The sequence below is a fragment of the Carboxylicivirga sp. genome, assembly GCF_982718395.1.
Genome location: NZ_CEXQWX010000174.1, coordinates 1 through 11,999, shown reverse-complemented (window position 1 = coordinate 11,999; position 11,999 = coordinate 1). Strand labels below are relative to the sequence as shown.

General features: G+C 37.5%; 12 protein-coding genes. 4 read left to right on the top strand and 8 right to left on the bottom strand.

Annotation, left to right across the window (positions count from 1 at the left end; translation table 11 throughout):
• Positions 1 to 1,009, top strand: a 1,009-nt coding sequence (locus AC4MRQ_RS21725) for a S41 family peptidase (RefSeq protein WP_491199828.1), incomplete at its 5' end; no start/stop codon positions are given.
• A gap of 429 nt (positions 1,010 to 1,438) precedes the next feature.
• A complete protein-coding gene (locus AC4MRQ_RS21720; protein ID WP_491199827.1) occupies positions 1,439 to 2,668 on the top strand; it encodes a DUF418 domain-containing protein in 1,230 nt (409 codons plus the stop codon).
• Positions 2,669 to 2,788: 120 nt separating this feature from the next.
• Here the strand turns inward: AC4MRQ_RS21720 and AC4MRQ_RS21715 are convergent, their stop codons facing one another.
• Both AC4MRQ_RS21715 and AC4MRQ_RS21710 read right to left on the bottom strand, forming a co-directional pair.
• Positions 2,789 to 4,495: an ATP-binding protein gene (locus tag AC4MRQ_RS21715; protein WP_491199826.1), complete on the bottom strand. Its 1,707-nt coding sequence runs from the start codon at positions 4,493 to 4,495 to the stop codon at positions 2,789 to 2,791.
• A 43-nt stretch (positions 4,496 to 4,538) separates the two neighbouring features.
• On the bottom strand, positions 4,539 to 5,117 hold the full coding sequence (locus AC4MRQ_RS21710; RefSeq protein WP_491199825.1) for an NAD(P)H-dependent oxidoreductase: 579 nt from the start codon (positions 5,115 to 5,117) through the stop codon (positions 4,539 to 4,541).
• A 146-nt stretch (positions 5,118 to 5,263) separates the two neighbouring features.
• On the opposite strand from AC4MRQ_RS21710, the gene AC4MRQ_RS21705 reads away from it, so the two are divergent.
• Entirely contained in the window at positions 5,264 to 5,413 is a 150-nt protein-coding gene (locus tag AC4MRQ_RS21705) for a PspC domain-containing protein (RefSeq protein ID WP_491199824.1), read from the top strand.
• A 179-nt stretch (positions 5,414 to 5,592) separates the two neighbouring features.
• Here AC4MRQ_RS21705 and polA read toward each other — a convergent pair whose 3' ends face one another.
• From polA to AC4MRQ_RS21690, 3 genes are all read right to left on the bottom strand, one after another.
• Positions 5,593 to 8,370 (bottom strand): DNA polymerase I, encoded by a 2,778-nt coding sequence (gene polA / locus AC4MRQ_RS21700; protein WP_491199823.1) that lies wholly within the window; start codon positions 8,368 to 8,370, stop codon positions 5,593 to 5,595.
• 204 nt (positions 8,371 to 8,574) lie between these two features.
• On the bottom strand, positions 8,575 to 9,024 hold the full coding sequence (locus AC4MRQ_RS21695) for a 6-pyruvoyl trahydropterin synthase family protein (RefSeq protein ID WP_491199822.1): 450 nt from the start codon (positions 9,022 to 9,024) through the stop codon (positions 8,575 to 8,577).
• Positions 9,025 to 9,081: 57 nt separating this feature from the next.
• The gene (locus AC4MRQ_RS21690) at positions 9,082 to 9,387 is read right to left on the bottom strand and encodes an ArsR/SmtB family transcription factor (RefSeq protein ID WP_491199821.1); all 306 of its coding nucleotides are present in this window, start codon (positions 9,385 to 9,387) and stop codon (positions 9,082 to 9,084) included.
• A 181-nt stretch (positions 9,388 to 9,568) separates the two neighbouring features.
• Between AC4MRQ_RS21690 and AC4MRQ_RS21685 the strand changes: the two genes are divergently transcribed.
• On the top strand, positions 9,569 to 10,543 hold the full coding sequence (locus AC4MRQ_RS21685) for a polyprenyl synthetase family protein (RefSeq protein ID WP_491199820.1): 975 nt from the start codon (positions 9,569 to 9,571) through the stop codon (positions 10,541 to 10,543).
• Between the two features lie 68 nt (positions 10,544 to 10,611).
• Here AC4MRQ_RS21685 and deoC read toward each other — a convergent pair whose 3' ends face one another.
• The 3 genes from deoC to AC4MRQ_RS21670 all read right to left on the bottom strand — a co-directional run.
• Positions 10,612 to 11,499 (bottom strand): deoxyribose-phosphate aldolase, encoded by an 888-nt coding sequence (gene deoC, locus AC4MRQ_RS21680; protein ID WP_491199819.1) that lies wholly within the window; start codon positions 11,497 to 11,499, stop codon positions 10,612 to 10,614.
• 50 nt (positions 11,500 to 11,549) lie between these two features.
• Positions 11,550 to 11,876 (bottom strand): nucleotide pyrophosphohydrolase, encoded by a 327-nt coding sequence (locus AC4MRQ_RS21675; RefSeq protein WP_491199818.1) that lies wholly within the window; start codon positions 11,874 to 11,876, stop codon positions 11,550 to 11,552.
• On the bottom strand, positions 11,876 to 11,999 hold a 124-nt coding region (locus AC4MRQ_RS21670; RefSeq protein ID WP_491199829.1), incomplete at its 5' end, for a D-aminoacyl-tRNA deacylase. The genes AC4MRQ_RS21675 and AC4MRQ_RS21670, both read right to left, overlap by 1 nt.

Sequence of the window (11,999 nt, the reverse complement as noted above, 5' to 3'; positions counted from 1 at the left end):
TGCCAACCCTGGTGGATTGCTCGACGAAGCCGTAAAGATTGTTAACCTGTTTGTTCCATCTGGCTCAGAAGTGGTGAGCACACGTGGTAAAGTAAAGCAATGGGACAAAACCTATAAGGCCATGCGTCAGCCAATTGACACGGTGATGCCTTTGGCTGTTTTAATCAGTCGTGGTTCAGCTTCGGCTTCAGAAATTGTTTCAGGTGCTTTACAGGATCTGGATCGTGCTGTTGTGATTGGGCAACGCTCTTTTGGTAAAGGATTGGTGCAAACAACCCGTAACCTTTCTTACAATGCTAAACTGAAGGTAACCACAGCCAAGTATTACATTCCTTCGGGTCGATGCATTCAGGCACTTGACTATACCCATCGCGATGAAGATGGTGCGGTTGGTTTAGTGGCCGACTCATTGATTAGTGAATATAAAACCCTTAACGGACGCTCGGTATTTGATGGTGGTGGTATTTCGCCCGATATCCTGGTTAATACACCAAAATATGCCAATGTTACTTTTGCTTTGGTAGTACAGCAAATGATTTTTGATTATGCTACGGAGTTTGTTTTGCGCAACAAAAGCATTGATGCTCCAGAGAAATTTGCTATATCAGAAGATGAATACAATCAATTTATCGAGTTTGTAAAAGCCAAGGAAGATTTCAAATACGAGTCACTATCTCAAGAGAAATTCAAAGAATTGGTAAAAACGGCTAAACGTGAAGGTTATTACGAAAAAGCTAAAGAGGACTTCAATGCAATGGAAACTTTATTGAAGCTCGACGTAGAAAAAGATATGCGCCAGTTTGAGGACGAAATTAAGGAGTTAATGGTATTGGAGATAACTAAGCGTTACTACTACCAAAAAGGCTCCATTAAAGCCAGTTTAGAGAACGATCAGGAGCTGGATGAAGCTATCCAACTATTAAAAGATATGAACGAGTATAATGGCCTGCTGGATGGTACTGTTGCCAGTCATGCCGGTGATCGTCCTTCTCGTTCGAAGAAAAGTTAAGATTGAATTAGTTTACTGATTAGGATGACTATCGCATCAATGTAATAGTCATCCTATCAGTATTAGAAAAAGCACTTGCCGGTTGGTAAGCGCTTTTTTATTAAAATCCATCTTGGTAGGATATTCGAAAAAATACTTCTCCTAAAGTTTCTACTCATCGGACGACTTTAGCAATGGTGTTATAGTCGTCCGATGAATATCTGAAAAAACGCTTTCTTCATAATCAACTCCTCCTTAATTAATTGATCAATCTGCGCCAATTTTTTGCAAGGGTATAGAGTTAATGTTTTTCAGCATATCGATACCCAGATTGCTTCAGTGGATTTTATAGATGTTGACAATTTCTGGATGTTATACCACAAAATTTTTACTTAATTTTAGCTCTCAGCTTAACCAATTCATTTATAAACTTATAATCAACCTTTCACTATGAACCTACAAACTGATTACTCCTTGGCTACACTGCCCAAAGACCGCATTCTGTCCATTGATATACTGCGTGGTGTGGCCGTATTAGGTATCCTGATCCTGAATATCCAGAGTTTTTCTATGATCTTTGCGGCCTATATCAACCCTATTGCCTATGGTGATCTGACGGGCATTAATCTTTGGGTATGGATTATCAGTCATGTGCTGGCAAGCGAGAAATTCATGACCATCTTTTCCATCCTGTTCGGTGCTGGCATCATCCTTCTATACGAGCGCAAAAAGCAACAGGGAAAACATCCCGGCCGGGTACATTATTATCGTAATTTCTGGTTGTTGATTTTCGGGCTTTTACATGCTTATCTCATTTGGTATGGCGATATACTGGTAGCCTATAGTTTATGCGGTTTCTTTGTCTACCTGTTTCGAAAAATGAAACCCAAAGGCCTCATTATTCTGGCTTCATTTTTCTTTATCGTTCCGATTTTATTCAACTTAATGTCTGGTTTATCTCTGCCCTATTGGCCCCAGGAATCTGTGCAGGAAACAATGCAATCGTGGATGCCATCACAGGAAACCATCAGCAACGAAGTTAATTCTATGCAAGGAACATTTTCGGAGCAAATGATCATTCGAGGAAAGCACGCTGTATTTATGCAAACTTTCCTTTTCTTTTTTGGCATTTTCTGGCGCGTTACCGCTCTGATGCTTGTTGGAATGGCTCTGTTTAAAAACGGTGTACTGCTGGCTCAGAAATCAACTTCTTTTTACATGAGAATGCTGGTAATTGGTCTGCTGTTTGGTTACCTGTTAAGTGCCTATGGAGTCTGGCAACTTTTCGATCATCAATGGTCATTCGAGTACGGAATGTTTTTTGGTTACCTGCCAAATTACTTTGCCAGTGTTGCAGTAGCAATGGGATATATTGCTCTGGTAATGCTGATTTCGAAAATTGATAAATGCAAGGGTTTTAAAAATGCGTTTTCTGCCGTTGGTAAAATGGCGTTTAGTAATTATATCCTGATGTCGATCATCGGAAGCTTGTTGTTTTACGGACATGGTCTGGCTTTATTTGGACAGGTAGAACGGATCACCCAGGTAATGATTACACTGGCCATCTGGATTGTGATATTGATTATTTCTCCATTATGGCTTAAAAAGTTTAACTATGGTCCTTTGGAATGGCTGTGGCGCTCATTAACGTATCACAAACGCCTGCCTTTTAGAAAGTAAGATTTTCGCAGATCGGGCATTCTATACCTTTTCCAAAGTTTTGAACTTTGGAAAAGATTCTCATTTTCAAATCGCAATCAATAAAGACATAGTGAATTGTAGTGTCAGTTATAAAAGACACTAACTACCTTGATCTTCAACTTCAGTAACTGGAAGTTCCACGTAAAAAACGGAGCCATTAGGTTGGTTGGATTCTATCCAGATGCGACCATTTAATACTTCAACAATCCTTTTGGCAGTCGCTAGTCCTAAACCGGCACCACTGGCAATATTACTACGATGTTTCACCTGCCTGAAAGGTTCAAATACAGCTTCTCTATCTGATTCATCGATTCCAACACCTGTATCAGCCACCGACATTAATAATGTTCCATTATGACAATCAACACTCAATACAACCTCTCCCTCAGGCGTATATTTTATGGCATTGCTCAGCAGATTATTAAGCAATTGCTGCAATAACAGGCGATCAGCATTAATTCTTTTTGATGCTCCCTCATCATTTATCTCTAACTTTAATAATAAGTTAGCTTGGTTAGCCAGGGGAAGCATTAATTCTTGAGTTTCACGCAACAGGTTATATATATCAAAGATATCATTCATGGGTTTTACTATGCCCGATTCCATCTTGGATAACTGAATAATACTGTCAAGTATTGATAAAAGCTGCTGACCTCCTTTAATCATTAATGACGAATAGTGTAAACGATCATCTTTTGGTACATCATCCAATTCTAGTAACTGAGCAAAGCCGATGATGCTATTCATTGGGGTGCGCACTTCGTGACTGATATTTGTTAAAAAAGCTTTTGTCAGTCGTTCACTTTCTTTTGCTTTATCACGTGCAAGAACCAACTTCTTATTCAACTCAAGTAAATGTTGTTGCTCCTCCTGAAGTGCTTTGGTTTTCTCTTTAACAACTGCATTTAAACGCTTATTAAAAAGAAACATTCCAATTAAAACGGTCAGTATAAAACTGGTTCCTAATAAAATAATTAATCGCAGGCGTTTACTGAAATAAACTCCTTTATAATGATGATAGTACCATTTATTGTGAATCTCTTCCCTCTCCTGACTACTAATCTGATCAATGCCTTTGTTTAATATGGATATCAGCTGTGGCCAGTCATTACGAACAGCTATTGAAAACTCTACTTCATAATCGGTTTCACCTGCAACCTTCAGATTAGCGAATCCTTCCTTTTCAATATAATAGGATGCTGATGCCATACCTATTATCATAGCATCACAAACACCAAAGGAAACCTTTCGCATACCAACCAAAGGGTCTGTAACATAATCTATTTCCAACTCGTGATGATCATTTGTAACCAGATCATCCCACACATAACCTTTGACAATACTCACCCGCATCCCCTTTAAATCACTTATTTCCAATTCGCTTTTAACACTGGTTCGGGTTATTATAACAGCACTGGTTGCCAAATAGGGTGTCGTAAAATTCATGTATTCTAACCTCTGTGGAGTTTCGGCAGCCACACCAAATACATCCACTTCTTTATTTTTGGCTGCCTCAATAATAGTCTCCCAATCCTGCTCGTGAACCACCTGAAAACGAACACCTGTTTTTTTCTCGAGCAAGCGAATATAATCAGCTCCTATCCCTGAATAAATCCCTTTGTCATCGTAAAACTCAAAGGGTGCAAACTTTGGGTCAGGAGCTAATTTAATAGTTCCATTATACTGTTTTAACCACGCTTGCTCTTCATCTGACAACTCAATGCTTTGATTGACTTGCCCACAAACATGGATTGTATAAAGGTTTATTACAAAAACCAGGGCTATATATAAATTAGCAGATTTCAACAATCATCTTTTGTTAGTAGTTTCAAGTTATGAAGCTAGTTGATCAAATATGTTGTTTTCCAAGTTTTTCAACCTTATTCAACCACAAATTTCTTGTCTTTTCATTGGATGATTTTATAGGAGCAAAACTTGTTATTTTAACTGGCTTTATACCACAAAATTTTAAAATACCTTTACGCATGGCATTGTGTCCGGGTTGTTTATAAATCCATCGGTAATACCATTTGGGAGTGTCCATTGTTACAATCAGACGTGCACTTTTACCCTTTAACAGTTTATCCCATAGCAATGAATTCTCCCGGTAGCTAAAAGCAAATCCCGGTAAAAATACACGATCAATGAAGCCTTTTAATAACGCCGGCTGAGTACCCCACCAGGTAGGATAAACAAATACTAAATGATCAGCATCACTAATTGCGACCTTAGCCATATTCAAATCAGGTTCCAGATCCGTTCGTTTTCGATAACCATAGTGAAGAATTGGTGAAAAGTCAAGCTCGGCAAGATTGATTAGCTGACACTGAGCTCCGGAAGCTTCTACTCCTGTTTGATAACGTTTAGCCAGTTGATAACAAAAGCTTTTATGATCGGGATGCCCATTGATAATGAGTATTTTCTTCATATAAAAAGGATTGGTTATCATTGTTCATTAGGTAATAAAAATCAATAATTTTCATTTGCCTCAAACACCTAATATCGCCAATTTTTAGATACTAGTTGTATTATTTAATTATTTTTGATTGAAAGTTAATCTTAAAATGAAATAGTATGATTCTGGGAGTATCCGAATGGTTAAGTAGCAAGTTAGGTTGGAGCGTTTCGTTTATTCGTATCGCTTTTGTGGTTTCTGTATTAGTGTTTGGTGTAGGAATAGGTTTGTACCTGATTTTATGGCTGGTAAAGATCTTCTCAAAATAAACTGAAATTTAAGGATAATAAGAAAGGACTTCATTGTGAAGTCCTTTCTTATTTCTCAAATAGTAAAAATCTGTCAATCGACTCAAAAGCTTAACCCCTGAACAAGTTATCTTCGATCTTATGCTTTGAACTTTAACTTACCAACCACATAATAACTCATCAATCTAACATCAAAACTCCTAATGCGCTTCCAGCCAATTAATGCCTGCCCCCATATCTACTTCAAACGGAACCGATAATTGAATGGCATTTTCCATTTCTTCTTTAACAATGGTTTTAACTTTTTCTTCTTCTGGTTTGAGAACATCAAAGTTCAATTCATCATGCACCTGAAGAATCATTTTAGAAGCGATATTTTCACTTTCAAAGCGTTTTTGGATGTTCACCATAGCCTGCTTGATAATATCAGCCGCTGTGCCCTGAATTGGTGCATTAATAGCATTACGTTCGGCCATACCTCGTACAACACCATTGCGTGAGTTAATATCACTCAGATTACGCATGAGACAAAAAAGCGTTTCTACATAATTGTTTTCACGCGCTTTGGCAATACTGCCATCCATAAATTGCTTCACTCCCGGGAAACTTTCAAAGTATCCGTCAATTATCTCTTTGGCTTCTTTTCGCGGAATAGTTAAACGCTCGGCCAAACCAAAAGCTGAGATTCCATAGATAATACCAAAGTTGGCTGTTTTTGCCTTACGCCTCATATCGCTGGTCACCTCTTCCAAAGGCACTTTAAATATTTTAGCCGCAGTAGCCGCGTGAATATCCTCTCCCCTGTTAAAAGCATCTATTAAATGTTTATCCTCGCTGAAATGCGCCATTAAGCGTAATTCCACCTGAGAGTAATCAGCTGATAGAAATACATGCTGGTCATCTGATGCAGTAAAAGCTTTCCGAATCTCTTTACCTTTCTCATCGCGAATTGGAATGTTCTGCAGGTTAGGATTATTCGAGCTTAAACGGCCTGTCACAACAGTTGCCTGGCTGTAGCTGGTATGTATTTTAGCTGTCTTTTCATTAATCAGTTTTGGCAAGGCTTCAACGTAGGTATTCAGCAGCTTTACCAAACCACGATACTCCAAAATAGCCGGAATTATTTCATGACGATCTTTTAACTTCTGCAGAGTTTCTTCATTGGTACTGTATTGACCACTTTTCGTCTTTTTGGCCTTTTCATCAATCTTCAGATGCTCAAACAACACTTCACCAACTTGTTTTGGGCTGGCAATGTTAAATTGCATTCCAGCCAGTTCTTCTATCTTTTTCTCAAGTGCAATGATATCTTCACGCAACTTTTCAGCGAAATCTTTCAAGGCTGCACCATCTAGCTTCACACCTTCAAATTCCATATTAGCCAAAACAGCAATCAATGGCATTTCGATGTTATTAAACAAGCTCTCTACATGACTGCCTTTTAGTTCTTCCCGGAATTTATCAGCCAGCTGCAAGGTGATATCAGCATCTTCCGCTGCATAATCCAGTACATTTTCAGGAGCAATATCACGCATGTTCTTTTGCATCTTCCCTTTTGGACCAGCAACCGATTCGTAGGATATTGGTGTATAATTCAAATAAGTTTCAGCCATAAAGTCCATGCCATTTTTCAAACCGGGATAAAGCAAGTGGTGCGCCACCATGGTATCAAAATAGGGTCCTTTTACATTGATGTCATAATTCTTCAAAACCAACATATCGTACTTGAGGTTTTGAGCAACCTTTGTGATGTTAGTATCTTCAAATACAGCTTTAAATGATGAAACTATATCATTATCTACCTGTCCATTAATCATTACAGGAACATAATATGCTTCATTAGCTTTCCAGGCAAAAGACATACCTACCAAATCAGCTTCCATTGCATTAATAGAAGAAGTTTCAGTATCGAAGCAAAATTGTTTCTTTGTACTTAACTCAGCTCTTAAAGAGGCCAGCTTCTGTTCATTGTCTACCAGATAGTAATGATGCACCACATCTTTCAAAGTCTGACGTGATGAATATGTTTCCTCTACCGTTTCTTCCTGTGGTGCAGCAGTCATGCCAAACAAATCACCCTGAACAGGAGAAGTACCATATAATTGATTGATGCGCGATGAAAGGTTCTTAAATTCAAGCTCATCAAATAATTTATTGATTGTTTCCATGTCAGGCTTCTCCCTCTTCAAAGACTCTGCATCAAGCTCCACCGGCACGTCAAGACGGATGGTTGCCAGATGATGGGATAATTCAACCTGTTCGCGGAAGTTAATCATATTCTCCTTCTGCTTGCCTTTCAGCTCCTCCACATGCTCATAAATGCCTTTGATACTTCCATAGGCTTTAATCAAATCCTTGGCCCGTTTTTCTCCAACTCCGGGACAGCCTGGAATGTTATCAGCCGCATCTCCCCACAAAGCAAGGATATCAATTACCTGCAGCGGATTTTCTACTGAAAAATTTTCTTTTACTTCATTAATACCCCAAATGTCATTGCCACCGCCTTTGCTTCGGGGCTTGTACATAAACACGTTTTCTTTCACAAGCTGGGCATAATCCTTATCTGGCGTTACCATAAAAGTCTTAAAACCTGCTTCCGATGCTTTGGCTGAAAGTGTTCCGATCACATCGTCTGCTTCAAAACCATCTTTCACAATGACAGGAATATTCATTGCCTTGATAAACTGCTTGATATAGGGCACCGCCAGTTTAATATCCTCCGGTGTTGCATCCCGGTTTGCCTTATAGTCCGGATATTCTTCATGGCGAAATGTTGGACCTGAGGGATCGAAAACCACAGCAATATGTGAGGGATTTTCTTTTGTAAGAATTTCAAGTAATGAATTGGTAAATCCGAAAATGGCGGATGTATTAAGTCCTTTGGAATTAATTCGTGGGTTACGAATAAATGCGTAGTATGCCCTGAATATTAATGCATATGCATCCAATAAATACAAATCCTTCTTTTCTTCTGCCATGACTTTATAGTGTTTTTTTGCTAAGATAAAAAAAGCTGCTGGCTGTTAGCTGTTAGCTGACCGCTTATTTACAGCTTCATTAAAAAAGCACTTTTGATAATAGCTGTTGACCGATAACAAACGATAATTAAATCAAAAATGGCGAATGAATTAATCACTCGCCATTTTTAAGCTATTAGCTAATAGCCATTAGCTGGCAGCTTTTTATTTATTATCACTTGCATACCACTCAGCGTAACTATTAGCTGTTTCATTTAATTTTAAGCTGAAAAGCTCAATATTTTCCGGTAATCGTTTTTTTATTCGCTCAGCAAAGTCAATCAGCATATTTTCACATGTTGGCTGGTAATCAACTATTTCATGACGTTCTCCCATTTGAGGCAAAGCTAATAGTTGTTCTGCAGGAGCATGTTTACTAAGTACAACAGCATGATCTAATTTGTCGACTATTTCTTCATTGACGATTTTTTTCAAATCACCAAAATCCATTACCATGCCCAGCTTTGGATTTGCATTATCTTTAATTGGCTCCCCTATCACCGTAACACCTAAAATATATGAATGCCCGTGCAGGTTTTTACATAAACCATCGTAATTCCATAAGGCATGCGCCATTTCGAATCTAAATTCCTTTGTCAATCGTATTTTTGCCATCTTCACAAATAAAAAAAGACTGAATCTATCAGTCTTTATATCTCAACTTCAAAATTTCTACTTTACAATTGTACATTTACTCACGCAATCAACTATATTGCGCAAACTATTGTGTTTAAGGTAGTAGAAAGTGTTTTTCCCCTGTCGTTCACTCGCCAGAACACCTTTATCTTTTAAAATTCCAAGATGGTGAGAAGTGGTTGATTGCTCAATATCTAAAAGCTTATGAATTTCAGTAACTGTTAATTTATTGCCATCTTCAAGGTGGCTAAGAATGGCGATGCGCATCGGATGGGCAATTGCTTTTAACATACCTGCCGCCTTATCCAACATCTCCGTATCTAAATCTTTAATCTTCATCATTTGCGCGAGTCTTTATTAAAATACTTACAAATACAAATATATAACTATCTTGTTATATTGCCATTACGAATGCGCAAAAATATTTAAATATTTAGATAATATCAATATGATGAACCAAAAATAGCGGAGAATCGTTAAATTTGACGCTTTATTTTATTTTGGCGCACAGAAAGAAAACTATATGTCAGATACTGCACTTATTAAAGCTCCTATCAAGGAGGAAATGAAACAATTTGAGCCGTTTTTTAAAGAACAATTAAAATCAAAGATTCCGCTACTCGATATCATCACCAATTATGTTCTTCGACGTAAAGGAAAGCAAATGCGTCCCATGTTAGTGTTTCTTTCAGCTAAACTAAATGGTGAGATAAGTGAAGCTAGTTATATATCAGCCACCTTAATAGAGTTACTTCATACAGCTACTTTAATTCACGACGATGTGGTTGATGAAACCTATCAGCGACGTGGTTTTTTCAGCATCAATGCCTTGTGGAAATCAAAGGTAGCCGTACTGGTTGGCGACTTCTTCTTATCAAAAGGATTAAGTTTATCACTTGATACGGGTCAGATAGATGTGTTAAAAGTCGTTTCTAATGCTGTGAGTGAAATGGCAGAAGGTGAGTTACTTCAAATTGAGAAGTCTCGCAAATTAGATATCACAGAAGAAGTTTATTACCAGATCATCCGAAAGAAAACTGCCACTCTTATTGCCGCCTGTACAAAAGCAGGTGCTCTATCTGTTGGAGCTAATGGCGATAAACTGAATAACATGGCAGAATTTGGTGAAAATCTGGGAATTGCTTTTCAAATAAAAGATGACTTGTTTGACTATGAGCAGAATGGTTTAATTGGAAAACCCACCGGAAATGATATCAAAGAGAAAAAGCTCACACTTCCACTGATTTATGCTCTCAATAATGCGGATATGGTAGAACAACGACGCATTTTAAGATTGATTCGCCGTCATCATAAAAATGAAAAGAAAGTACAGGAAATTATAGCCTTTGTAAAAGCTAATGGTGGCATAGAATACGCCAAAGAGCAGATGGAATTATACGCCCAAAAAGCAAAACATAACCTATCAGATTACGAAGAATCCGAGGCTAAAACTGCGCTTTTAACAATGGTTGATTATACCTTAAAAAGAAAGAAATAGAAAGGATCAAATCTTTATTTATCAAGTTAAAATTAAAGATTTGATCCTTTTATTTTTAAATATGCTTCTTAAAAATACTTTATCTCTTTTCTGTAGCCATTTTCGAGCTCTGCAATATCAGTCAATAAATTATTGGCTAATCGACTGGCACCAATTCTGAATAACTTATTATTCAACCACTCATCACCACATATTTGCTTTACAAGGTTGTAATAAACCAAAGCATCTTCGGCAGTTGAAATACCACCAGCGGGTTTAAATCCAATCTTCTTGCCTGTTTCATCGTAGTACTTTTTAATCGCATTTAGCATGATATAAGCCGCTTCAAAAGTAGCTGCAGGTTGTTGTTTACCTGTTGATGTTTTAATAAAATCTGCTCCGCTTTCCATTGAGATAACACTAGCTGTCCAAATATCAGATGCTTTCAAAGTGCCGGATTCCAAAATAACTTTTAGATGAGCATCTTCCATAACTCCTTTAATGCCATTAATCTCCTCTCTTACAAATTCATAATTTCCTTCCTGAAATTCACCAACTGAAATTACTATATCAATCTCATTGGCTCCAAAATCAATAGCCCGTTGTGTTTCCAGCTTTTTTACATCCAAAAAGGTTTGGGAAGACGGAAATCCTGCCGATACAACTGCTCTACCAATGTTTTGATCTTTCAGAGCACTTTTTAATACAGGTGCAAATACCGGATAAACGCACATGGCAGCTACTTGAGGAACAAAATCAAAATGCTGAGGCAGTTCATTAACCTTTTCAACAAAGTCCCTGATACTGTCTGCAGAATCTTCAGTATATAAAGAAGTTAAATCGATGCAGTTAAATAGTAATCTTAATACCTCTTTATCTGCCTTTTTAGCTTCAATATCTTGTTTAGCAGATTCTATCCCTTCTTTTATTGCTTCATCAGAAATTAAAAAAGGATACTTGTCTATAAGTCCTTCCATAGTAATAAGCTTAATACTTTCAGAAAGTTACTGAAAGCTGTTTCATTATTTTATTTGAGTTTTTCATTATTCAAATGACGTGTATTATCGCGCTTCGTCTTTTTATCGATATTCTTCAGAAATGCTTCTTCCAGATCTATTCCTGTTTGATTGGCCAAACAAACCAAAACCCATAATACATCTGCCATTTCATCAGCTAAATTAGCTTCAAGGTCTTTCTTTTTAAAAGACTGATCTCCATATTTACGAGCCATAATTCGAGCCAATTCACCTACTTCTTCTGTTAAAATAGCCATATTAGTCAGCTCACTAAAGTACCTGACTCCATAAGTTTTTATCCATTCATCAACCTGCTGTTGCGCTTCTGATATCTTCATTATTCCTTTCTTTTAGAATCAATTATAATTGTTACAGGCCCATCATTTATTAATTGAACCTGCATGTTTGCACCAAACTCTCCTGTTCCAACATTTAAGTTACTGGCTTGTTGAAGTTTCTTA

What these genes read in the sequence shown, in the direction of transcription:
- AC4MRQ_RS21720 (WP_491199827.1), top strand. Translation starts at nt 1,439, where the DNA reads ATGAACCTACAAACTGATTACTCCTTGGCTACACTGCCCAAAGACCGC.
- AC4MRQ_RS21710 (WP_491199825.1), bottom strand. Translation starts at nt 5,117, where the DNA reads ATGAAGAAAATACTCATTATCAATGGGCATCCCGATCATAAAAGCTTT.
- AC4MRQ_RS21705 (WP_491199824.1), top strand. Translation starts at nt 5,264, where the DNA reads ATGATTCTGGGAGTATCCGAATGGTTAAGTAGCAAGTTAGGTTGGAGC.
- polA (WP_491199823.1), bottom strand. Translation starts at nt 8,370, where the DNA reads ATGGCAGAAGAAAAGAAGGATTTGTATTTATTGGATGCATATGCATTA.
- AC4MRQ_RS21695 (WP_491199822.1), bottom strand. Translation starts at nt 9,024, where the DNA reads ATGGCAAAAATACGATTGACAAAGGAATTTAGATTCGAAATGGCGCAT.
- AC4MRQ_RS21690 (WP_491199821.1), bottom strand. Translation starts at nt 9,387, where the DNA reads ATGATGAAGATTAAAGATTTAGATACGGAGATGTTGGATAAGGCGGCA.
- AC4MRQ_RS21685 (WP_491199820.1), top strand. Translation starts at nt 9,569, where the DNA reads ATGTCAGATACTGCACTTATTAAAGCTCCTATCAAGGAGGAAATGAAA.
- deoC (WP_491199819.1), bottom strand. Translation starts at nt 11,499, where the DNA reads ATGGAAGGACTTATAGACAAGTATCCTTTTTTAATTTCTGATGAAGCA.
- AC4MRQ_RS21675 (WP_491199818.1), bottom strand. Translation starts at nt 11,876, where the DNA reads ATGAAGATATCAGAAGCGCAACAGCAGGTTGATGAATGGATAAAAACT.